22 protein-coding genes and 2 pseudogenes are annotated in these 20,923 nt (G+C 69.4%); 8 read left to right on the forward strand and 16 right to left on the reverse strand.

What is annotated here, in order from left to right; genetic code table 11:
- The first annotated feature begins 15 nt into the window (after window positions 1–15).
- The 3 genes from EDD29_RS28345 (at window position 16) to EDD29_RS28355 (ending at window position 2,113) form a co-directional block, all read left to right on the forward strand.
- On the forward strand, window positions 16–1,239 hold the full coding sequence (locus EDD29_RS28345) for a helix-turn-helix domain-containing protein (protein WP_148086121.1): 1,224 nt from the start codon (window positions 16–18) through the stop codon (window positions 1,237–1,239).
- Between the two features lie 362 nt (window positions 1,240–1,601).
- Window positions 1,602–1,895 (forward strand): hypothetical protein, encoded by a 294-nt coding sequence (locus EDD29_RS28350; RefSeq protein ID WP_148086122.1) that lies wholly within the window; start codon window positions 1,602–1,604, stop codon window positions 1,893–1,895.
- The gene (locus EDD29_RS28355; protein ID WP_148086123.1) at window positions 1,892–2,113 is read left to right on the forward strand and encodes a hypothetical protein; all 222 of its coding nucleotides are present in this window, start codon (window positions 1,892–1,894) and stop codon (window positions 2,111–2,113) included. The genes EDD29_RS28350 and EDD29_RS28355 overlap by 4 nt, the downstream gene beginning before the upstream one ends.
- 90 nt (window positions 2,114–2,203) lie before the next feature.
- Here the strand turns inward: EDD29_RS28355 and EDD29_RS28360 are convergent, their stop codons facing one another.
- The 12 genes from EDD29_RS28360 to EDD29_RS28415 all read right to left on the reverse strand — a co-directional run bounded on the left by EDD29_RS28360 (window position 2,204) and on the right by EDD29_RS28415 (window position 12,937).
- Window positions 2,204–2,818, reverse strand: a complete 615-nt coding sequence (locus EDD29_RS28360; RefSeq protein WP_123667348.1) for a hypothetical protein — start codon at window positions 2,816–2,818, stop codon at window positions 2,204–2,206.
- Window positions 2,819–3,357: 539 nt separating this feature from the next.
- On the reverse strand, window positions 3,358–4,041 hold the full coding sequence (locus EDD29_RS28365) for a hypothetical protein (protein WP_123667350.1): 684 nt from the start codon (window positions 4,039–4,041) through the stop codon (window positions 3,358–3,360).
- A 50-nt stretch (window positions 4,042–4,091) separates the two neighbouring features.
- On the reverse strand, window positions 4,092–4,826 hold the full coding sequence (locus tag EDD29_RS28370; RefSeq protein ID WP_123667352.1) for a hypothetical protein: 735 nt from the start codon (window positions 4,824–4,826) through the stop codon (window positions 4,092–4,094).
- Window positions 4,823–5,017, reverse strand: a complete 195-nt coding sequence (locus EDD29_RS28375) for a hypothetical protein (protein ID WP_123667354.1) — start codon at window positions 5,015–5,017, stop codon at window positions 4,823–4,825. The genes EDD29_RS28370 and EDD29_RS28375 overlap by 4 nt, the downstream gene beginning before the upstream one ends.
- Window positions 5,007–5,570, reverse strand: coding sequence for a hypothetical protein (locus EDD29_RS28380; protein WP_123667356.1), 564 nt, complete (start codon window positions 5,568–5,570; stop codon window positions 5,007–5,009). The genes EDD29_RS28375 and EDD29_RS28380 overlap by 11 nt, the downstream gene beginning before the upstream one ends.
- Window positions 5,567–6,019, reverse strand: coding sequence for a DUF4913 domain-containing protein (locus EDD29_RS28385; protein ID WP_123667358.1), 453 nt, complete (start codon window positions 6,017–6,019; stop codon window positions 5,567–5,569). The genes EDD29_RS28380 and EDD29_RS28385 overlap by 4 nt, the downstream gene beginning before the upstream one ends.
- A gap of 77 nt (window positions 6,020–6,096) precedes the next feature.
- Complete coding sequence (locus EDD29_RS28390) at window positions 6,097–7,833, reverse strand: type IV secretory system conjugative DNA transfer family protein (RefSeq protein WP_123667360.1); 1,737 nt, start codon at window positions 7,831–7,833, stop codon at window positions 6,097–6,099.
- Window positions 7,830–9,335 carry an ATP-binding protein gene (locus EDD29_RS28395; protein WP_246053066.1) on the reverse strand — a complete coding sequence of 502 codons (1,506 nt, stop codon included), beginning with the start codon at window positions 9,333–9,335 and terminating at the stop codon, window positions 7,830–7,832. The genes EDD29_RS28390 and EDD29_RS28395 overlap by 4 nt, the downstream gene beginning before the upstream one ends.
- A complete protein-coding gene (locus EDD29_RS28400) occupies window positions 9,332–10,798 on the reverse strand; it encodes an SCO6880 family protein (protein ID WP_123667362.1) in 1,467 nt (488 codons plus the stop codon). The genes EDD29_RS28395 and EDD29_RS28400 overlap by 4 nt, the downstream gene beginning before the upstream one ends.
- Window positions 10,791–12,143 (reverse strand): TrbL/VirB6 family protein, encoded by a 1,353-nt coding sequence (locus EDD29_RS28405; protein WP_123667364.1) that lies wholly within the window; start codon window positions 12,141–12,143, stop codon window positions 10,791–10,793. The genes EDD29_RS28400 and EDD29_RS28405 overlap by 8 nt, the downstream gene beginning before the upstream one ends.
- Window positions 12,144–12,146: 3 nt before the next feature.
- Window positions 12,147–12,479: a hypothetical protein gene (locus EDD29_RS28410; protein ID WP_123667366.1), complete on the reverse strand. Its 333-nt coding sequence runs from the start codon at window positions 12,477–12,479 to the stop codon at window positions 12,147–12,149.
- Entirely contained in the window at window positions 12,479–12,937 is a 459-nt protein-coding gene (locus EDD29_RS28415; protein ID WP_123667367.1) for a hypothetical protein, read from the reverse strand. Before EDD29_RS28415 ends, EDD29_RS28410 begins: the two co-directional genes overlap by 1 nt.
- A gap of 206 nt (window positions 12,938–13,143) precedes the next feature.
- On the opposite strand from EDD29_RS28415, the gene EDD29_RS45795 reads away from it, so the two are divergent.
- The 4 genes and pseudogenes from EDD29_RS45795 to EDD29_RS47185 all read left to right on the forward strand — a co-directional run.
- On the forward strand, window positions 13,144–13,593 hold the full coding sequence (locus EDD29_RS45795; protein WP_170201622.1) for a helix-turn-helix domain-containing protein: 450 nt from the start codon (window positions 13,144–13,146) through the stop codon (window positions 13,591–13,593).
- 9 nt (window positions 13,594–13,602) lie between these two features.
- The gene (locus EDD29_RS47180) at window positions 13,603–14,547 is read left to right on the forward strand and encodes a C40 family peptidase (RefSeq protein ID WP_123667369.1); all 945 of its coding nucleotides are present in this window, start codon (window positions 13,603–13,605) and stop codon (window positions 14,545–14,547) included.
- An 8-nt stretch (window positions 14,548–14,555) separates the two neighbouring features.
- Window positions 14,556–14,708 carry a helix-turn-helix transcriptional regulator gene (locus EDD29_RS28430; RefSeq protein ID WP_123667371.1) on the forward strand — a complete coding sequence of 51 codons (153 nt, stop codon included), beginning with the start codon at window positions 14,556–14,558 and terminating at the stop codon, window positions 14,706–14,708.
- 537 nt (window positions 14,709–15,245) lie between these two features.
- Window positions 15,246–15,842, forward strand: a pseudogene (locus tag EDD29_RS47185) (transposase); the annotation flags it as partial.
- A 7-nt stretch (window positions 15,843–15,849) separates the two neighbouring features.
- Here EDD29_RS47185 and EDD29_RS28440 read toward each other — a convergent pair.
- The gene (locus EDD29_RS28440) at window positions 15,850–16,947 is read right to left on the reverse strand and encodes an IS630 family transposase (RefSeq protein WP_246053064.1); all 1,098 of its coding nucleotides are present in this window, start codon (window positions 16,945–16,947) and stop codon (window positions 15,850–15,852) included.
- Between the two features lie 87 nt (window positions 16,948–17,034).
- Between EDD29_RS28440 and EDD29_RS28445 the strand changes: the two are divergent.
- Window positions 17,035–17,709: pseudogene (locus tag EDD29_RS28445) on the forward strand (IS256 family transposase); the annotation flags it as partial.
- Window positions 17,710–17,894: 185 nt separating this feature from the next.
- Here the strand turns inward: EDD29_RS28445 and EDD29_RS28450 are convergent.
- From EDD29_RS28450 to EDD29_RS28460, 3 genes are read right to left on the reverse strand one after another with little or no spacing between them, the layout of a single operon-like run.
- Entirely contained in the window at window positions 17,895–19,091 is a 1,197-nt protein-coding gene (locus EDD29_RS28450) for a cytochrome P450 family protein (RefSeq protein WP_123667375.1), read from the reverse strand.
- Window positions 19,084–20,286: an MAB_1171c family putative transporter gene (locus EDD29_RS28455; protein ID WP_123667377.1), complete on the reverse strand. Its 1,203-nt coding sequence runs from the start codon at window positions 20,284–20,286 to the stop codon at window positions 19,084–19,086. The genes EDD29_RS28450 and EDD29_RS28455 overlap by 8 nt, the downstream gene beginning before the upstream one ends.
- Window positions 20,283–20,654, reverse strand: coding sequence for a M48 family metalloprotease (locus EDD29_RS28460; RefSeq protein WP_170201623.1), 372 nt, complete (start codon window positions 20,652–20,654; stop codon window positions 20,283–20,285). The genes EDD29_RS28455 and EDD29_RS28460 overlap by 4 nt, the downstream gene beginning before the upstream one ends.
- Window positions 20,655–20,923: the final 269 nt, after the last annotated feature.

The raw sequence follows: 20,923 nt of genomic DNA on the forward strand, positions 1-20,923 counted from the left end.
TTGGAAGGAGCCTTCGTGAGCGGTGAGCAGATGACGATGGGCCAGCGGATCGCGCGGGCCCGTCGCCGCAAGAACTGGGACCAGGAGACGTTCGCCGCCGCGATCAACCGGTCGCCCAGCTGGGTGTCGAAGGTAGAGAACGGCCGCCTTCCTCTGGACCGGCAGAGCGTAATCGCCCGTGTCGCCGAAGCCCTGGGCGTCGAGGTGGGCGAACTGACCGGCCAGCCCTACCGGCACGAGACCGCCGAACTCGACTCCGGCCACGCCTCCGTCCCCGGGCTCCGCCTCGCCCTTCAGCAGGCGACCATGCCCGGCGGCGCTGCCCTCATCGGCCCTCGCGAGCCCGCGCCGCTCGACGATCTCTCCGAGCGCCTGAAGTCAGCCGAAGCGCTGCGGCAGGATGCGCGGTTCACGGCCCTGGGCGACGTCCTTCCCGGGATCATCACCGACCTGGTCCTTCACACCTCGGATCGGACCTCTTCCCGCCGTGACGAGGCCGAAGGGCTGATGCTGCGCGCCTGCCACATGGCCCGCGTCACCGCCAACCTCCTCGGACACCACGACCTCGGCTGGACCGCCGTGCAGCGCGAACTCCTCGCCGCCCAGCACGTCGGCTCCCCCGAGCTCGTCGCCGCCGCGGCCTGGGACCTGTGCGGCGTCTGGCTCCACGAAGCCTCCCTCGAACCCGCACGCGACGTCGCCCTCGCCGCCATCGACCAACTCGAAACCCACCTCACCGACGACACCCCCGACCTTCTCGCCCTCTGGGGAGCCCTCCACCTGCGCGCCGCCGTCGCCCACTCCCGCCTCTGGCGCAAGACCGACGCCGAAACCCACCTCGACGAGGCCGTCCAAGCCGCCCGCCGCCTCCCCGCCTACGGCAACGTCTTCCAGACCCAGTTCAACCTCGTCAACACCGCCATCCACGCCGTCGAGATCAGCCTCGAACTCGGCCGCCCCCGCGACGTCACCAATCGCTCCGAACTCGTCGCCATCGGCGACATCGACTCCCGCGAACGCCAAGCCCACTACTGGACCTGCACCGCCGCCGGCCTCGCCATGAACAACAAGGAGGACAAAGCCGTCGACGCCCTCCTCCAAGCCGACAGGACCGCTCCCCAACACGTCCGCAACCGCCCCCTCGTCCGCAACCTCGTCCGCGACCTCCTCACCAGCCCCTCCCACACCCGCCACCGAGACGTCCGCGCCCTCGCCACCAAGATGTCACTCGATACCTGACCTGCAGTACATCCGGAAGCGCGCCGAAGAAGTTCAGGATCCGTGAAGTGTCGGACGGTCGGCGGGTGCGTTCGGGGCGTGCCAGCGGTCTCGGGATCGTCGGAGATCTGAGCACAGACTCTGAGTAGGAGTGCTCATGGCCGGCGGCTTGTGCGCCCGGAGGATGAGCCCATGCCGAAGCCGAGAGCAGGGCCTGGGGCCGGCCCAGGGAGCGTTCGCAGCCTTCGCCTGGGACGTGATCGTGACGCTGGTGAGCGTGGGGGCCAGAAGCGTCGTCGAAGGGGGCGGTCAAGGGCTGGATGCTTGAGGTGCGGCCGAACAGCTACACCCCGGTCCCTCGCGCCTTTTGGGGTGGTTCGCCGGTGACGAAGACCCTTCTCACGATCGGGGCGCTGCTGGTCCTGCTGGTCGCTGGCACCGCCGTGGCCGAGAGCGGGGTGGTCCAGTTTCTGACGATGAGGGGGAGCGAGAGGGCCGAGCGGACGGGTTCGGAGAAGCTCCGCAGAACTGCCCGCCACAACGCGGTCCACCTGCGGGAGGCACTCGCCAGGGAGCAGAACCCGACGGTCCCGCGAGTCCTGGACCTGATGCGCCAGATCGCCCAGGAGGAGATACGCCCCCAGGCACGGAACCGTTGGACTCCCCGGTCAGCGTGATCTTCGCCGAGGGCGCCTCGGACCCGGTGACGGCGACCGGGGAGTTCGACCTCCAGACCCTGCAGTCTGAGCCGGACCTCCTGGGCGACGCACAGGTCCGGCTTCGGCTCTGCCTGACCATGACCGTGCGGCTGCCCGCCCGACAGGTCGAGTTGCACGACATGCCTTGCCGATCGCCGCACGGATCGGTCGCCAAGAACATCACGCTCGAACCATGACCTGAACAGCCCCGAGTTACTCGAAACGGTCTGGCCGCGGCGTGCGCGTGTTGAGCAGTGGCCCTGCCTGATCCGACTCAACTGCGAGCCTCACGACAGACGGATGCTGCTACGGCTGTCGGGGCGATGGTCGTGAACAAGCACGTACCCCGGCCCGCCCGGCGCGCAGTCGGGCCCGTGCGCGTCGAGGCTTTCAAGCTCGGTAGGGAGCGCGGTGCCAGCCGGGAGAATCTGCTCATCGAGCGTGAAGGCGATGCGGATGCCACTGCCCATAGGCGACCCGATCCTCTCGGGAGGGCCGCTCGGGCGGAGGCCGGTGAGTTCTTGGCGAAATGCCCGGTCTTCGCTCCATACGTCCACGCTCGTCGTCCCGCAGAGGGTCGCGATCGCAGCCAGGAGCCACCATTCGGGGCCGATGAGGGAGTCGAAGTAGCCGAGGAGCGGCGAGTCCGCCCAAGCATGCCTCTGCTTGATCGTCACCTGGAAGCAGAGATCGTCGAGAATATCGATCGCCGCCACCAGCGAGTGCACTTCTGCGACCCGAGTCGCCGGGTGCAGCGCGTGCCGAGCCGCGGCTTCCAGGAGCTTCATCGGTAGCCTGGGATCATCCAGCCCCACTTCGAAGTACATGCCCGGACGCTTGCGGACGGCTTCATCGAACTCGAGCACAGTGATGTCGGCCGCGCTGTACTCATGTCCCGCCATGAGTCCCCACGCTACCCATCTGGCGGCGCTTCGGGGTCCAGGAGCCCCGCTGACGAGTAGTTACGCCAAGGACACATCCGCAGGCCACGGCGTGGCTTGTTCAGGATGAACGGGGGCTGGAACTGTCCTTCGGGCAGCAGGTCTGCGGGTGCGGTTCGGATGGTGAGGCGGCTGTCCGCGCGCGAGGGCACCGATCGAAGTGCCCCGGTCGGTGTAGTTCGACACCGGCCCGGACAGGACGCGCAGGACGACGCCGCATGCTTGGCACCAGGCGCGGACCTTGTGGATGTCGACCAGGTCGCGGCAGAGCCGGAACAGCGCCGCCGGGGAGTGGAGTCCATCCGGACCCGCTGCGCGGGGGTGAAAGTCTCCATCGGCGTCGTCCATAAGACGTCATCCGAAGCCCGGCGACCGCGGACCACAATTCATAGCCGCGGTGTCCTTAGCCCTGATAGGCGCCCGGGAGAGGAGCCGCTGCTTACAGCGCCCTTTGAACGCGGACGGCTCGACGGGAGCGAAGCCGCCGTTTCGTCCAGCCTCTACGGCTTGCGTATTGATCTTGTCGCCTTCGGCGAGGGAACGGCCCGTAGAGCTGGGCGGGGACGGGAAGGCGCAGCCTCGGGCCCGGTACGTGTGGCGGGGCCACGCGGATCGGGCGAGGAGGCGATGTAGAGGTCGACCTTGGGGTCGAGGGTGGTGGCGACCTGGTCGACGGGTCGGCCGCTCCAGGTGGCGAGGGCGGCGATGAGTGCGTGGGCTTCGGGGGGCGGGGCCTGTCTGGCGCGGCGGGCGGAAGCCAGGAGGGCGATGGCTTCGAGCTCTGCTTTTCCGGCGGTGGTGGCTTCTCCTACGACGGGGAAGGGCGCGGCAGGCTCGACTTGGTCGGGGCTGATCGCGCGGAGGTGCGGGGCGCCGGGGACGTGGACGTGGAGGGTCAGGGTTCCGGGCGCGTTGGTCACTTGGCGGACGACGGTGCCTGATTCGTTGGGCCGGCGGAGGAGCCGGACCTCGTCACCGATCTTGTATTCGGATGCCTCGTTGAGGTGCGTGCGGTAACTCCGCTGGGCGGCGTTCAGGAGTTCGGCGAAGTCGAAGCCGCGGGCGTCGGCCAGGTGGTGAAGGGCGGCGATGAGGTCGCTGAAGGCCGCGTGGGCGGGCAGGCGGCCTATGCTTTTGATCGCCTCGATGGCGAGGACCTGCTGTTCGGGGCGGATGTCCGGCATTGTTCTCCGATTCTGCGTGGTGGGTGAGCTGGTCTCTGATGCCGGATTTCTCAGCGTCTGGGCGGCCGGTGCGGGGACTGCTTGGGAGTCGGGCGGCGGATGGTGGCTGCGTCGGCGAGGGCAGCCGCGGGCGGAAGGCTGGCGCGTGCCGCCGACGCTGGGCCGGTCGGTCGTCGGAGGCTCTGGTAGGCGTGGAAGTAGAGCTCGTCCTTGCGGATGCCACTCCAGGAGGACAGGGCGCCCGCCAGGGTGCGGCACAGGCTGATCGCCGTCTGCGACGGGTCCGCCAGAGCCTCGGAGACGGCCTGGGTGAAGGCCATTTCGGCCTCGAGGGCTCTCGGTGCCGCCTTGTCCATCAGGACGTTGGGGAAGGCCGTGGCGGGTGCGAGGTCGTTGGAGCGCAGGGTGCGGTGTTCGCCTTGGCCGATGACGCGGACGCTGTAAGCGGGCTGGCCGGCGTCGTCGAGGACGGCGGTGACGACGCCCTGCCGGGCCGAGTCCTGGATGCGGACCTCATCGCCGACGGCGTAGCGGGCCTGTTCTCGTTTGTCCGACTGGTACCAGGTCCAGGCTTCGCGGAGTGCGGATTCGTAGTCGATGCCCTGGGCTTCGGCGTGGTGGGCGAGGTCGCGGAGGAGCGCTGTGAGTCGGGCTTCCTCCCACCAGGGTTCATGCGCCTGCGGTTCCGCCGAGAGGTTCGGGGCGAAGGCGATGGGTTCGTGGGCGTCGAGGGCTCGGGCGGCGGCGGTGCGGGACAGGGTGATCTCGTCGGGTTCGTTGGTCATGGGCTCTCCAGCCAGCGCAGTAGTCGGCAGCATTGGTCGGCGACCGCAAGGAGGGCGGCCTGCTCGGGTGGGCGGGCTTTGACGGCTCCGGTCAGCAGGAGGATCGCGGCCTCGTAGAGGTAGAAAGTGAGCTCCTTGGGCTCCTCAGGTTCGGTGTTCCTGTGCACCGGGTCGGTCGGCTCATCGGGCACGGCCGGGCCTTCCTGCGCTCCTGTGCGCAGGGGCTCGGTGCGGTGCGGCCTGCGCGGGGGGTCGGGCCGGGCCTGCGGTGAAGTTCTCCCGGGAGGCCGCCGGTGCCGCTGGCGTACCCGTCTTGAGGAGCTTCGTCGTGGCTTGCGTGGAGCTCTTCAGGACGCGTTCGGTGCCTGCGCCGGCCCAGGCTCCGAGGCCTTCGGCCAGGCGGATGCGGTCGGCTATGAAGGCGGGGTCGGGGCGGGCTCGGCCTTGGATGGAGGTGATGACCGCGGCCGACAGCGCGGTGAGGAGAGCCTTGGCCTGGCTCGGGCTGGTGGCGGTCCTGCTCAGGCTCGGGACCGGGATGGCGGGGAACGGGTCGGCGCGGCGGAGTTTCTGGGCGGGGATGCGGGCTGCGCCGTCGAATCCGGGGATGGAGACGAGGCGGATCGTGCGGCCGGAGTCGTTGCGCGTCGTGCCGATGACGGTGCCGCGCAGGATGTGGTGGCCGCCGTCGAAGGAGATCTGGGCGAGGGCTCCGGGCCGGTCGAGGTTGGGACGGTCGCTCATCGGCCGGTCCCGCCTTCGCCGAACTCGCGGAGCAGGCGGAGGAGCTCGGCGTCGTCCATGGTCGCGGTGATGGCCGGGCCGACGGGCAGCGGATCCGGGTCCCACCAGCCGTCGAGCGGTTCGGCGAGGCGGGCTTGGTGCGGTTCGAAGTGGTCGCGCTCGGTGCACTGGTAGAAGGGGCCTCGCGGTCCCATGAGGATGGGGAGCTGGTGGTCGAGGTGGTCGCGGAACCACAGGCCGATGCCGGTGGCGCCCTGGAGGCGCATCTCTTCCCACGAGTACCAGAGGGAGGAGAGGCGGACGATGGCCTCGGCATGGCGCCACCATTCGGCGCACCAGCGGAACTCGCCGCCGAGGGTGCGGCGGTAGATCGGGTTGAACTGCTCGGTCACCCATTCGGTGACGGTGGCGTAGCGGGTGTCAATCAGTTCGGCGGGCTGCTCGGTCATGGAAGATCCTCCGGAAGATGCGGCTGAGGCTGGTCATAAGCGGTCTCGTCCTTTCTGTGCGGGAACGTGCGGATGGGTCAGTGCTGGGTGGCGCCGTGCGCGATGGCGGCTTCGGCGCGGGTGATGGAGGCGGTGATGGCTTCGGCCTGCTCGCCCAAGTACCAGGGCTGAAGCCTGATGAGCGCGGGCTTCGCACCGGTGGCGAGAAGCAGGGCGGTGCCCGGTTTGAGGGCTCGGATAGCGGCGGGCTCCAGGATGTCCTGGCGGCGTAGGGAGACCTGTTCGCTGGTGCGGCCGTCGCCGTAGGTGAGGGAGCTGGTGGGGACGTCGTGCTGGCCGACGAGGGTGGCGAGGTCGCGGGCGAGGCGTGGTGAGTCGCCGCCGGCGCCGATGAGCTTGCGGGTGGTGGCTCCCCACAGGGCGGCCATGCCGTGCTCGTTCCAGACGGTGATGCCCTGCTCGTAGGACTGGAGGATGGTGACGGGGATGATGCCTCGGGAGCCGAGGTGGGAGTACAGCTCGGGCAGGTCGGTGATCCGGCAGATGTTCGCGGCCTCGTCCAGGACGACGACGAGCGGCGGGTCGAGGCGGCCGCCCATCCGTTCGGCGCGGCGTTCGGCGGCTCGCATGACGGCGTCGGTGAGCGCGGCGATCAGCGGGGACGCCGCCGAGCGGGACTTGGACAGCAGGTACAGCGTCGACAGGGGCGTGAAGTCCGGCGGGCGAAAGGCGGGCAGCCCGTCCTGCGGAGTCACCCACGCGATGATCTCCTCATCGCGCAGGCACTTCGCCGCGGTCCGCGCGGTCTGGTAGATGCCGTCCCGTGTTTCGACGGCGCCGTTCTGGGTGCCCTGGAGCGAGGACGCGAGCAGCTCGAACCCTCGGGCATGCAGCAGCTCGATCGGGGTCGGCACTCCCGGCTCGTCCAGCCAGCGCGCGACCTGGCGCAGCGTCCCACCGGAGCCCGACGCGGCGAGGAACAACGCGGTGAGGAGGTCCTGAGCCGCCGGCCCCCACAGGTCCTTCTTCTGCGGGTCGTCGACGGTGGCGACGAAGTGTCCTGCGAGCCGGTGCGCCTCCTCGACGGTCGAGAGTCCTTCGAGCGGGTTCCACCAGAACGTCTGGGGCTGGTAGGCGATGCGCTGCGGGTCGAACAGCCAGATCTCCTCGCGCAGGTCGGCGGTCGCCGCCCAAAGGTCGGCCTTGTTGCTGGTGACGACGACGGGGCCGGGCGCGGAGAGCACGTAAGGGATCGCCAGGGCCGTCGTCTTGCCCGAGCGGGGGGCCATGAACGCCGTGATCGTGTCCTCCCACGAGGAGAACAGCGCGGGGCCTTCGCCTCTCGGGACCATCAGTTTCCCGAGGAGGAGCCCGATGTGCGCGTCGGACGCCTTCGCGTCCTTGAGAGAGCGGCGCAGCTTCACCGCGCGGGCCGAAGTCGTCTCGCGGGTCAGCCCGTCGACTCCCGGGTTCCGGGCGAGCGCTGCCACGGGGTCGTCCGGCGCAGGGCGGCCGATCTGGAAAAGGCGCAGAGCTACGAAGGCCGCGGGCGCGAAGGTGAGCAGCCAGGTCAGAATGACGAGCCAGGTCGGCGTGCCCGGCCAGGCCGCGGCCCAGTCCCTCGTGATCAGGGCGCCGATGAAGCGGGTGCCGAAGTCCGCGACCTCTCCCCCGCTGAGGAAGGCCGCCGCCCACGCTCCAGCCCACAGCACCCAGGAGACGCCGACCGGCACCCAGCAGACGATCAGCACCATCCAGCCGACGGCCCCGTTCGCTTGAACCGCGGAAGGCCTCGGCCCCAACGTGCGGGTCATCGTGCCACCTCCTTGCGGATCGCGCGGTCGGTGTCGTAGAGCGCGTGTTCGGCGCCGACGAGGGTGAGCTGGACGGGCAGGCCGAGCCGCTCACCGGTCTTGATCAGGTACTTGCCCCGGCCCGGGTGCCGCGCTCCGGGCTGCCAGGTCTCCGGCGCCGACCAGGACGTGACGAGCTGCTGCTCCGGCCCGGTCAGCGGGGTGATCTCATGGACACGGGCGAGCTCGCGCGGCGGCAGGCCGGCCAGGATCGTGATCGCGCTGCGGTCGACGAACCCGCGCGCCTTCGCCCGGTCCTCCTCGGTCGGCAGCGCATCCAAGTCGGACAGCGAGTGCGTGATCATGATGGTGCCCATGCCCTTGGCGCGGCTGAGGCGGGTCAGGGCGTCGGCGTGCTCGACCAGGCCTGGTGCGCCGCGCAGCGCCCGCCACAGCTCGTCCATCACCCCGAGGTAGGAGCGGCGAGGGCCGCCCGCGGCTTCGGCGGCGTCGACGGTGCCGTAGGCGTAGGACCAGGTGCAGAGCATCGCGGCGGTCAGGAGCTTGTCTCCTGCGGCTCCGACGCGGGAGATGTCGACGCTGATCGCGGGCGCGTCCAGATCGAGCGGTCTGGTGGTCGGGCCGTCGAACACCCCGGCCAGGGAGCCGTGGCACAGCAGGTCGAGCGCGAAGACGAGATCGCGGACTTCGCGCCGGTAGTCCTGCTCGGTGCTGGTGCGGGCCGCGCTCCATAGTTCCTGCGGCCCCTCCTCCAGCGCGACGAGCACGTCCGGCACCGACGGCTCGACGTCGAGGCGCCGGTCGAGGAAGTCGATGGCCTTGCCCAGCACGACCTCCTCGGCGTTGGTGATCCGGCTTTCGCGCACCAGCGTGCACAGCGCCAGGAGCAGCGACAGCCGACGTCCTCGGACCTCCGCCCGGAGGGTCTCCGCGCGCGGTCCCGTGAGGCTGCGCAGTACGCCGCCGAGCGGGCCGGAGTCCAGCGGGTTCACCCGGTCGAGGCCGCGGCCGATGCGGATCACCTGGCCGCCGAGGTGCTCGACGAGCTCGGTGTAGTCGGGCTTGGTGTCGCCGAGGATGATCGGCGTGGTGCCGGTCGCGACGGCGCCGGTGACCAGGCGCTTCACCAGCGTCGACTTGCCGGTGCCCGGCTGGCCGAGCACGAAGGCGCCCGGATTGGTGACCAGCCCTGCTCGGCACCAGGCCAGTGGATCGAGGCAGACCGCTTCCCCGTGCAGGAGGTGGCGGCCGACGGGGGTGCCGACCGTCGGGCTTCCCGCACCCGCGACGTAGGGGAACAGACCGCACAGCTGGGTCGTCGTCGCCTGGAACTCGGGCGCGACGGCCACGTGGGCGGCCCAGCCGCCGAAGCGCTCCGGCCAGCCCCGGACTCCGGCGAGCGGCTCGGCGGCCACGAGTTCCTCGACACCGCGCAGCGGTTTCCGGCCCGTCGCGCCCTTACGGCGGCGCAGCCCCTCCCCCGCATCGTTTCGCGTCTTCACAAGGACCTCCTCGTCAGGTCGGGCGGGCAGATCCCGCACGGCAGGGTCGTCGCGAAGCCCGCGGCCTGGCTGCCCCACAGCCGGCGCAGCCGGATCTTGCTGGACTCGGCCGCCGACTCCACATCGCCGACGGCATGCGGCAGCTGCCCGGGATCGGTGATGGTGACCGTCGCGTACAGCGACACCAGGCACAGGCCGGCGCCTGCCGCTTCTTCGGCCGCGGCCTGCCGAGCGCGCGCGGCGTCCCAGGCGTCGTGCGCGGTCTCGTCGCGGCCGGTGCGGCGGCGCACCTGGGCGCGGAACGCGGCGGCGTTGACCTCGTTCTGCAGTACCCGGCTGGCCGTCGACGAGCTCAGCGCCCGGTACAGCAGCGTGACCCGCTTCGGGTACGGTCCCGGGGCCACGAGCCGGGCCAGGACGTCGGAGTGCACGCTCTGGCGGGGAGGCTCCTGCCATCCCCAGGTGACGCTCGCAGCGCCGTCGTGCTCGTACCGGTCGGTGTACTCGGCGGCGTGGACCGGGCCCGCGTCGGACCAGCCGAGGATCTCCGCGGAGTCAGGCCGGTTGACGAGGCGGGTGGCCTCCCCGCGGGCGCGCGGGTCGAAGGACGTGCGGATCGCGGCGGCCAGTTCCGCCGCGGTCATCCGGCCGGTGACGGCGACGCCGCAGCCGCCGAGCCGGGATGCCAGCGAGTCCAGCGTCCTGCCGAACTCCGCGCAGGCTTCCGTCACGTCGGCCGCCTCGGTCACCTTCGGGTCGAAGGTGATGGAGACCCGGGTAGCGACCTCGGCCGAAGCTGCAGGAGCGGAGGCGACGAGGTGGTCCATGATCCGTCGCGCTTGCTCCGGCGCCGCAGGGCTCATGGCGCCGCGGACGGCGTCGGCGAGTGCGGCTCCGGGCGACGGCGCGGTGTCCACGGTGACGGAGACCCATCTGATCATCGGCAGGTGCCCGAGCGAGGCCAGCCACCCTCCCCAGGTCGCCACCCAAGCGTCGGCCTCCCGCTGCTCCGCGAGCCACGTCGACGATGGGATGACGGACAGCGTCGCGGTGAGCAGACCCGTCCGGCGGTCCCAGATGACGCCGAAGCGGCCGCCGTAGCCGTCCTCCGCCGACAACAGGGTCAGCGGAGCGAGCACGCCGGGGAGCTGGAAGGCACGCGGGTGGTCGACAACGATCCCCGCCCGGTAACGGTTGCGGCCGCGAAGGACGCCGTACCACCAGCGGACGCGGGCGAGCGTGAGCACCGCCAGGGTCTGGCCGCCGATCCTTATGAGGCCGAAGACCCCGACCACCGCGGCGGGTGGCACCAGGTAGAGCGCGGCCTGCGGTGCCGCAATGGCCGTGGTGAGGAAGACGAGGGCGAAGGCGAGGACGACGAAGGTCGTGGCCGTGTCGAGGCCGGCGAGCCCGAGACCGCGACGCCTCCGCCAACCTCCGTAGGTCCGCAGCACGTCAGACATCGCTACCTCCGCTCGGACCGTCGCTGTGACGCATCCAGGTGATCGGCGCCGCCGAAGGGAAGCGCGGGTTCGTCATGCGCGGCGCCTGGCTGCTCTGGGCGGGATTCTGCGGAAGCGCCGAATCCTCACGGCCTCCGGCCGCAGAGCCCGGAGGATGACCAGCCCCTTGCAGAGGGCCTGGACCGCCCGCGTCGGCCTGATGCGAGCCGCCCTGATCGGAGCCCCCGTCCGCGTCGCTTCCCGCGGCAGGCATCGAGCCCGGAGTTCCAGGTGCCGCCTTCGGCTCTCCGGACCCGGGATCGAGGCTCTGCGCCACGTGTCCCGCGTGCTCCGCGGCTTTGGCCGCACCGGCCGTGACCGCGCCGACAGACCCCGCCGCCGCGCCGAAACCTCCTGCCGCGTTGACCGCGGTACTGCCGCCGATAACCGCGCCGAGAAGCCCGCCGCCCGCGTTCTGGGAGCCGGTCGAGCCGGTCGGCCAACTGAAGAACTTCAGCAGCACAGGGAACGCGACCAGGGCCAGGACGAGCATCGCCAGACCGGTCAGAGTCGTCTTGAAGTCTTTCCCGTGGCCGATCATCGTGAAGGCCGCCGCATACACGGCCGCGGCGGCGGCCGGGTAGAAGATGAGCGCGAGCATCCAGCCCGAGATCTTCTTGAACCACTCGCGTGTCGCGGGAGCGAGGGTCCCCGCGGCGGCAAGGGGAAGGACGCCGGCGAGGATGACAACCGAGGATTGGCGGAACAGCAGCAGGATCGCCTGGATGCCGCCGATCAGCAGTGCCACGAGGCCGAGTACGAAGGCCAGGACGCCGGGGACCGTCTCGCGTGCCTGCACGATGTCGGTCATCTTCTTGGCGAAGTCGTTGTCGGAGGCGGTGTTGAGCGCCCAGGCCGTCCAGATGTCGACCCACTGCAGCAGCAGGTTCGGCAACGCCACCCCGAGGGCCGCGACGCACGCGACGAGCACGAGCCCGGACCCGACATGCAGGAGGGGATCAGCCTTGCGCAGCACCGCCATCTTCCCCCCGGCCAGCAGAAGCGCCAGGACGGCGATGGTTATCTCGATCGGCTGGAACAGCGTGTGAAGGCGGTCGACAGCCGATTCGTTCGCCAGGTCGGGGGCATCGATGCGGACCCACCAGGCCGACGTCTCGGTGAAGAACCAGCCGACGGCCTCCTGGAAGGCCCGGCCGATGGCGTCCATGGTGTTGGAGCCGAAGTTCTCGACCGAGTCCGGGATGATGAAGTCGTTGATGTGCTCCTGGAACTCCTTCTCCACCGGGCCCGGTGAGGGCTGGATGCAGGGGAAGTTCAAGAGGTTGCACTCGCCGGGTTCCCTCATCGCTCAGCTCCCGAAGGCGTCGACGATGGCGGCGGTGACCGAGGCCAGCGACAGACCCCCGAGGGTCCACGGGACGCCGGTGGCACCGTCGGCGGCCAGGGACGAGCGGTTCTTGCGGCCGACCATCATCATGGCGCTGCACGTCAGCAGACCGATCACCCCGGCCGCGTACACACCCCACTTGCCCCAGGAGATCAGCAGATCCATCTTCTCCCCCAGCCCGGGCGGCGCAGCCGGCGCCGGATTCGGCGCAAGACCTCCTCCCTCCTCAGGCACTTCGGGATCCGGAGCCCGCAGCACCGCCTCGGTCACCGAGATGTAGAACGCCAGCACCATCAGCGCATCCCTCCCGAACCTTCACGCCGAGGGACGACCGCCTCCGCCGCGTACCCGCGGATGTCCCGCAGCGCACGCCGCGCCGATCCACTCAGCTCGACGAGCGCCGGATCGTCGACGAGCCGGACCTCGCGCAGGTAAGGAAAGCGGACGATCCCGCCGACCCGCGCCTGAAGAAGGGTGAACCGCGCCGAGGCGTCCTTCGGCTCGGCCGCCCCGTCACCGACCACGACCAGGCACGCGACCCACTCGCGGTGGCTGCCCAGCACCGTCACCGCGGTCGTCGCCGCCTTTGCCGCAGGCACAGTGTTGCGGCACGCCACCACGAGCGGCCTGCCGTCCGAGCGGACCGGCGCTTCGCCGACCTCGTACAGATGTCCGATCGACCCCAGATCCCACGACGGCTGAAGCAGCGCCGCAAGCGTCGAACAGCCCGACCCGCCATGCGCGCCGACCACCGCGATCTCCTGCCGCCCGTCCGGCCGCGGTGTCGCGAACCGTCGCCTGTCCTGTCGAAGACGCACCCATGTACCTCCGAATCACGTCGATGAGTGGTGCAGCGGTGACAGTACGTGGCATGATTACAGAGCGCAAGTAGCGCAATAAAGCTTTGAACAGCTTCCCCGAATCACAGACAACGCCAAACACTCACAGAAAGGACGAGATGAACACCGAAGACCAGATCCTCACCACCACCGAACTCGCCGCCAAGATCGGCCTCTCCCCCCAGACCGTCCGCCGCATGGCCAACGCCGGACAGCTCCCCGGCCTCAAATCCGGCCGCGACTACCGCTTCCTGTGGGCCGCGGTCAAAGCCGAACTCCGCAACCCGGGCCGAGCCCTGCTCCCCGACGCCGACGTCGACCAGATGCTCACCACCACCGAACTCGCCGACCGCCTCGGCCTCTCACCGCAGACCATCCGCCGCATGGCCCACGCAGGCACCCTGCCCGCCCTCAAAGCCGGCACCCGCGACTTCCGCTTCTCCTGGGAAGCCGTCAAAGCCCGCCTCTGGCAACCCATCACCACCGAGGAGGACCCCACTGCCCAGCCACCCCACGGCGCAGGCTTCCGCGCCCAACGCCGCGCCCGCGCCAGCGACGCCCTCGACTAACACCCGGCGGTGCCCGTGCTGAAAACCGCCATCGCGGGCACCGGCCTCTTCCTCCTCGGCATCCCCCTCTTCATCGCCATGGCCGCCACCTCGGCGCCTGCGCCGAGCACCGCCCTGACGCCCACCGACGAGGCCATCGCCGACATCCCACCCGACTACCTCGCCCTCTACCGCCAGTACGCGCGCCCGCCAGGCCTCACCTGGGCCGTCCTCGCAGCCGTCGGCGACATCGAATCCGACCACGGCCGCAACCCGAAGGACTGCGCCCCGAACTCCGCGGGCGCCATCGGCCCGATGCAGTTCCTTCCTTCCACCTGGAAGGGCTACGCCGTCGACGGAGACCACGACGGCGACACCGACATCTGCGACCCCGAAGACGCCATCCCGACCGCCGCCACCTACCTCGCAGCCAACGGAGCCACCAAAGGCGGACGCCACCTGGAGCGCGCCCTGTGGCACTACAACCACGCCGACTGGTACGTCCGCAAAGTCCTCGACCGCGCCGCCGAATACGCCAAGACCGCAACCACCCCGGGCGCCACCGCCGCGAAAGCCGCCCTCCGCTGGATCGGCACCCCCTACTCCTGGGGAGGCGGCAACGCCACAGGCCCCACCTACGGCATCGAACACGGCGCCGGAACCCGCGGCTTCGACTGCTCCGGCCTCGCCCTCCACGCCTGGGCCCAAGCCGGAGTCGCTCTCCCCCGCGTAGCAGCCGACCAATTCCACGCCGGCCAACACATCCCTCGAACAGCCCTCCAACCCGGCGACCTCGTCTTCTTCGCCACCAACCCCAAAGACCCGAGCACCATCCACCACGTAGGCATCCACCTGGGCGAAGGCCGCATGGTCCACGCACCCCAAACCGGCTCACCCGTCCAGATCAGCCGCTGGGCAGGCGACCCATCCCGCGAATCCGAATACGCCGGCGCAACCCGCCCCACACCCCGTTAGGAGCCCACATGTACACCGTCCGCGACCTCCACAACCTCCCCCCGACCCTCGACATCCCCACCGCCGCCCAACTCCTAGGCATCTCCCGCACCAAGGCCTACCGCCTCGCCAAAACCAACCACTTCCCCTGCCCCATCCTCCACATCGGCAACTCCTACTGAGTCCCCACCCACGGACTTATCCGCCTCCTCACTGCCCCTCCTCCCACCTCACGTCCAACCCCGTGACGCATTCGCTATTCCGCCCGGTGCGCTCCCACCGAGCATCGCGCGACGACCAGCGTCCCCTCCCAGAACCGCGATCGCCTCAGCGCCGACACTTCTCCGCCGAACGGGGTGGCTCCCCCAGCAGGAGCACTCTCGCGTTCTCGAGACCGCCGCCGGGACGACCATCGCGAGAACGAAGTTCTCGCAGGATCCCAGCGGGCGCGGCGTCGGCAGCCACGTGTGCATCGCAGTGCCGACAGTCGGCAGAGTATTTCCGCAGGCGCAGGGCCGACGGCATCGCGAACGACGACCTGAAGGACATCACGGGGCATCCCCGAGGGTCGCGGGGCCAACGCCAGCCGCTTCAACACCCTGGGGCTGAAGCTCGGCGAATCCCCGCGCACGGGCCGGGACTGTTCCGCGAAGGGTGTGACTCAGAGAATCTGAGGAGACACTGTGAGCGAGGATTCCCCTGAGATCGTGGAGGCCGGTCTGTCCGGTTCGCGGCAGGACAAGCAGAAGCAGCAGTCGGAGGAGCGGGCGCTGGTGGGCCGGCTGGTCGAGGCGGCCCAGGCCGAAGGGCGGGAACTCGTCGGCCGGGACGGGATGCTGGCGGGGCTGGTCAAGCTCGTGCTGGAGACCGCGTTGCAGGGCGAGATGGACGCCCATCTCGGCCGCGGCCACGGCGAGATCACCGACCCTGGCGAAACGGTCAACCACCGCAACGGAGCCCGGCCCAAAACGGTCGTCACCGATGTCGGGCCGGTCGAGATCCAGGTGCCGCGGGACCGGGACGCCTCGTTCGAGCCGAAGATCGTCCGCAAGCGCCAGCGGCGGCTCGGCGGGGTCGACGACATGGTCCTGTCTCTTTCGGCCAAAGGCCTCACCCACGGAGAAATCTCCGCTCACCTCGCCGAGATCTATGGGGCGGAAGTGTCGAAAGCGACCATCACGACGATCACCGACCGTGTTCTTGAAGGTATGGGCGAATGGCAGAGCCGGCCCCTCGATGCGGTTTATGCCGTTCTGTTCATCGATGCCATTCACGTGAAGATCCGGGACGGGAAAGTCGCGAACCGGCCGATCTACTGGCGCGTCACGCAACCTTGCTGGGGTAACTGGTCCAGGAGCGGATCGGGGAGCTGGCGGCGAAGCTGGTCTTGGGGCGTGCGTGCTGGTTGTGCCAGCGGATGTAGGCGGCGATCGCGGTGTTCTGCTCTTCGTGGCTGCGGTGGTCGGTGCCGTTGAGGGCGAAGTAGCGCAGGGCGGCGAACTCGGATTCGATCCAGTTCAGCCAGGAGCCGTAGGTCGGCAGGAAAACCAGCTCGACGTCGTTGGCGGTCGCCCATGTCCTGACCTCGGGGTGTTTGTGGGGCGAGTAGTTGTCGCAGATCACGTGCAGGCGCTGGCCGGGCCATCGTGCGCGCAAGGACTTGAGGAAGGACAGGAACTCCCGCCATCGCTTCCGGTGCCGGATCCGGTAGTAGATCCTGCCGGTGGCCAGGTCGAGTGCGCCGAGCATGTGCCGGACCCCGTCGTTGCGGTTGAACGTGGCACGCAGCCGGGCCGGATGCCCGGCGGGCCGCCAGGTCTTGCCCTTGCGCGGCATCAGGTTGAGGGGCCCGAACTCGTCCACGCAGATCACCCGCCCGCCCTGCGGCGGGGTGTCGTAGAGGGCCAGAACGGCATGCATCTTGGCGATGAAATCCGGATCGTTGCTGCTCTTCCAGGTCGTGGTGGTCTGCCACGACACCCCGCCGGCCTTCAGGATCCGCCGCAGGTGCTCAACGCTGAGCGACGTGACCAGCCCGATGTTCTCCAGGTGGGCGGCGAGCTTGGCCAGGCTCCACGTGGAGAACGCGGTGATGCCCCACTCGGAGGGGGTCGTCCGGGCGATCAGGCAGATGCGCTCACGCACCCACTCACCGATCCGTCTCGGACGGCCCCCGCTCCATTTTGGGTCCAGCGCGTCGAACCCCCGCTCGTTGAACGCATGCACCACCGAGCGGACATAGTCGTCGCTCACCTGCATCAACGACCGGATCGCAGCCGCCGATTGGCCTTGGGCGGACATCAGGACCACGATCGCCCGCCGCAGCTTCACCGGGTCCTTCGCCGACCGGGTGATCCGCTGAAGCCTCCGGCCCTCCTCCATCGACAACGCACGCACGAACACCTCGGGCTTACGCGCCACGACCACCTCCCAGAACAGGCCTGGGACAAGGCTCCCGCGCCCACCCGCAGAGATCAAATAGCCCAGGAACGTTCAGGGACGAGCCACTACCTCGTCATCGGTGTCACCGCCGACGGGTTCCGGGACATTCTCGGCATCTGGGCCGGCGACGGAGGAGAAGGCGCCAAATTCTGGGCGCACGTCCTGACCGAACTCAAGAACCGCGGCGTGAAAGACGTGCTCATGGCCGTCTGCGACGGGCTCAAGGGCCTGCCGGAGGCGATCAACGGCACCTGGCCGCAGACCGTCGTGCAGACGTGCATCGTCCACCTGCTGCGGCACACGTTCCGCTACGTGCCTCGCCAGCACTGGCCCAGGCTCGCCGAAGCACTCAAACCCGTCTACACCGCCCCGACCGAGGCCGCCGCCCTCGAGCGCTGGTGCGAAGTCGCCGACACCTGGGGCGGCCGCTACCCGGCAATCGTCCGATTGTGGGACAACGCCTGGCCCGAATTCGTACCTTTCCTCGCCTTCGACATCGAGATCCGAAAAGTCATCTGCTCGACGAACGCCATCGAATCGGTCAACGCCCGTATCCGCCGGGCCGTCCGCGCCCGAGGCCATTTCCCCAACGAGCAGTCCGCCCTGAAATGCGTCTATCTGGCGCTGATGAGCCTGGACCCGACCGGCACCGGCCAGGCCCGCTGGGGACGCCGCTGGAAAGCCGCCCTGGGCGCCTTCGACCTCGCCTTCGACGGCCGCCTCACCCGCAACCATCACTGAACAGCAACAACAACCTGTCCCACCATTCGCTAAACAGACCCCACGGGCCGACCTCACGAAGGATGGTCTCGCCCGCCTCCGAGATCGGAGCATCCGTGGGCGCGGGGCCGACACTTGTTGACCTGGGCGTTCGTGAGTCGACACGGCCGGAATTTGTTAGTTGGATTTCCGTACCTGGGGACAGGTTACAGGGGTTGAGGGGGCGGGGCAGCGCTTAGGAGGGTGGGGAGGGTCTGGGGGGAGCGCATTTGGCGGCTTTGGCGCCAGGGGAGGGTGGAGGGGGGCTGGGTGAGGGTGAGGGTGGGGAAGGTGGTGAGGAGGGTGGTGAGGGCTATGTGGGTTTCTAGCTTGGCTAGGCGGGCGCCGGGGCAGTAGTGGGGGCCGTGGCCGAAGGAGAGGTGGGGTTGGGGGCGGGGGGTGGGGGTGAAGGTGTGGGGGGAGGTGAAGGATCGGGGGTCGCGGTTGGCTGCGGCCAGGGAGATCATGATGGCTTGATCGGCGGGGATTTCGGTGTCGGCGTAGGTGACGGGTTCGCGGGTGAAGCGGATGGTGGCGATGCCGAGGGGGGCGTCGAAGCGGAGGGCTTCCTCGATGATTTGGGGAAGGGCTTCGAGGGTCGTGTGCGGGTCCGACATGAGGGCTGGGCGTGTGAGGAGCATCAGGGCGGTGTTGGCGATGAGGTTCGCGGTTGTCTCGTGGCCGGCGACGACGAAGAGCGTGGCCAGGGACACCAGTTCCTCAGGGGACATCGTCGGAGCTTCGTCCTGGTCGTTAAGGAGGGCGCTGAGGAGGTCGTCGCCGCGGGTTGTTCGGCGGGTGGTGACGAGGTCGGTCATGTACGCGGCGATGTGGTGGGAGGCGGCGTCTCGGTGGCGGTGGTCGCCGTGGAGGAAGAGGTCTTGGGACCAGGTGCGGAGGGCGGGGCGGTCTTCGGGTGGGACGCCGAGGAGCTCGCAGATCACCGTTAGGGGCAGGGGGACTGCGAAGTCGGCGACGAGGTCGGCTTCGCGGCGGTCGGCCAGGTCGGCGACGAGGTCGGCGGCGATCTGTTCGATGCGGGGGGTGAGCCGGTCGGTGAGCTGGGGGGTGAAGGCTCGGGTGACGGGGCGGCGTAGGCGGGTGTGGTCGGGTGGGTCGGTGGCGAGGAGGGAGCGGGCGATGGCGGGGGCGATGTCTCGGGTGCGGCCGTCGGGGGCCAGGACGTGCTCGAAGGCGGAGGTGTCCTTGCTCAGGCGCGGGTCGGCGAGGGCCTCGCGGGCTTCGGCGTAGCCGGTGATCAGCCAGAAAGGGAAACGGCCGCCGTCCATCCGCTGGACGGGGCATTGCTCGCGCAGGCGGTCGTAGAGCGGGTAGGGGTCGCGGAAGAACTCGTCATCAAACATGGGCCACCTGCTGGAGGGTGAGGACCGACGGCAGGGCCGCGGCGATGTCTGCGAGCTGGCGGGCATCGCTTGTCAGGTCGGCGGGGCTGGTGGGAGAGTGCGCGGGCTCGTCCCGTATCGCTGCGGGGTTGTTCTTGCGGCGCTCTGTCAGAGCCAGGGTGATCAGGGTCGCCTCGATGACGGCTGCGCGCTCTGGCGCCGGGATCTTTGCGGTGTCGGCTGCCGCTTCCGCTGCGGTGCGGGCCGCTGAGTTCCGGTAGGGGGTCAGGGCGGTCAGGCCGTCGCGGATTTCGATCACCCTGCGCTGCAGGCGCCATCGGGAGTCGAGGTGCGCGGTCCCTGGCATGACGATCTGGGGGAACTCCTCGTAGAGCAGGCGCCAGAGGGGTTCGAGGCGGGTGTGGAGACGGCGGTCCTTCCACCAGTCGAGGGGTGCGGTTAGCATCGGGCCCCAGGTCGGCACCGTCATGCCCACGACGATGAGCAGGGCTCCGACGGCGGGGAACGTGACGGAGAACAGGCATCCGACGGGCCACACGACGGACGGGCATGCACCGTCGTGTCCGGACAGAGGCAGATCCACGCCCAGGAACGTGGACTGGACGAAGATGAACTTCTCCGTGAGGTACACGAGTGCGATCACGGCGCCGCTCGCCACGCTCCACAGGCCGAACCGCAGGGCTGCGCGATGGGCGTGCCGCGAATAGCGGAGGCTGAGGAGGAGCAGAGCGACCATGGCCCTCCCGAGCATGACGACGAAGATGTCCGTGTAGAGGACGAGTCCGGGCTTGTCCCGGTAAAGGTCTCCGAAGTCGCCGACTCTGGCCGGCACCGGGCTGGCGAGGAACGCCGCTGCCATGGTCGCGATCGCCAGGAGGTAGGCGAAGGCGAGCCGCCGCACGGCCGCCTGTGCCCGGGGAGCGGGCAGGCTGACGCCGATCAGGTGGGCCACGATGCCGAACGCCACCACCAGGGTGCAGATGTTGGACAGGAGCCGGCCCAGATTCGGGAAGATCAAGCTCTCGACGGCTTGGGCGGTGTCCGACAACACCACGAAGGACAGGCCCAGCGTCACCAGCAGCAGGCACAGTGCGCGCTGGCCTGCACGCACCGGTCCTCGCCGGAGGTCTCGCAGTTTGAACGCGGCCGCGGCGAACGTCACGACGGCGATGGAGAAGAACACCGCGTCGATCACAGCTGCCCGCTCCCCCGCCGTCGGCGGCCCCAGACGCCCTCCAGACGGGTCAGTACCTCTGCAGCACCTCGATCCCGAACTGATGCGGCCCGCACGTCTTCGCCCGCCCGCGCGAGCACCAGGCTCGCGAAATACTCGGCCTGTTCTTCCTGGTGGTCGCTGTAAGAAATGCGGCCCAGCACCTTCCGGACCACAGCGGGATCGAGTGAAGGCAGAAGGAACGAAGCCAACTCCTCGACGCTCATCCCCGAATCCTCGTGCTCGAAGAGCAGATGGCCTATCTCATGCAGCGCGATGTGCTCACGGTGGTAGCGGGTCGTGCCCCGGATCGTGAAGACGTGGTCAGCGCTGTCGGTCGGGATGTACAAGCCGTAAGGCGAACCGATGCCGGCAGGCAAGGTCGCGAAGACCCGGAGAGGGCGGCCCCGCTTCGTCTCCAAGTGAGAGCGGAAGGTGTCGAAGTTCCATGGGTCGGGGACTTCGAGCTCTCGGACGAGATCCCGGCATTCCCTGCGACGGCCATGGCCATGCAACCGGGTCTGCCTGCCGAAGGGCCGCAGAAATGAGGGACATCGGAGCATCGGGATTCGGCGTCCCGAATTCTTCTCACCGCCGGGCATTGGCGACACCGCCAGCC

It is taken from the genome of Actinocorallia herbida (assembly GCF_003751225.1).
GTDB classification, from domain to species: Bacteria; Actinomycetota; Actinomycetes; order Streptosporangiales; family Streptosporangiaceae; genus Actinocorallia; species Actinocorallia herbida.

What these genes read in the sequence shown, in the direction of transcription:
- EDD29_RS28360 (WP_123667348.1), bottom strand. Translation starts at nt 2,818, where the DNA reads ATGGCGGGACATGAGTACAGCGCGGCCGACATCACTGTGCTCGAGTTC.
- EDD29_RS28370 (WP_123667352.1), bottom strand. Translation starts at nt 4,826, where the DNA reads ATGACCAACGAACCCGACGAGATCACCCTGTCCCGCACCGCCGCCGCC.
- EDD29_RS28365 (WP_123667350.1), bottom strand. Translation starts at nt 4,041, where the DNA reads ATGCCGGACATCCGCCCCGAACAGCAGGTCCTCGCCATCGAGGCGATC.
- EDD29_RS28410 (WP_123667366.1), bottom strand. Translation starts at nt 12,479, where the DNA reads ATGGTGCTGGCGTTCTACATCTCGGTGACCGAGGCGGTGCTGCGGGCT.
- EDD29_RS28430 (WP_123667371.1), top strand. Translation starts at nt 14,556, where the DNA reads ATGTACACCGTCCGCGACCTCCACAACCTCCCCCCGACCCTCGACATC.
- EDD29_RS28380 (WP_123667356.1), bottom strand. Translation starts at nt 5,570, where the DNA reads ATGAGCGACCGTCCCAACCTCGACCGGCCCGGAGCCCTCGCCCAGATC.
- EDD29_RS28390 (WP_123667360.1), bottom strand. Translation starts at nt 7,833, where the DNA reads ATGACCCGCACGTTGGGGCCGAGGCCTTCCGCGGTTCAAGCGAACGGG.
- EDD29_RS28405 (WP_123667364.1), bottom strand. Translation starts at nt 12,143, where the DNA reads ATGAGGGAACCCGGCGAGTGCAACCTCTTGAACTTCCCCTGCATCCAG.
- EDD29_RS28450 (WP_123667375.1), bottom strand. Translation starts at nt 19,091, where the DNA reads ATGTTTGATGACGAGTTCTTCCGCGACCCCTACCCGCTCTACGACCGC.
- EDD29_RS28385 (WP_123667358.1), bottom strand. Translation starts at nt 6,019, where the DNA reads ATGACCGAGCAGCCCGCCGAACTGATTGACACCCGCTACGCCACCGTC.
- EDD29_RS28400 (WP_123667362.1), bottom strand. Translation starts at nt 10,798, where the DNA reads ATGTCTGACGTGCTGCGGACCTACGGAGGTTGGCGGAGGCGTCGCGGT.
- EDD29_RS45795 (WP_170201622.1), top strand. Translation starts at nt 13,144, where the DNA reads ATGAACACCGAAGACCAGATCCTCACCACCACCGAACTCGCCGCCAAG.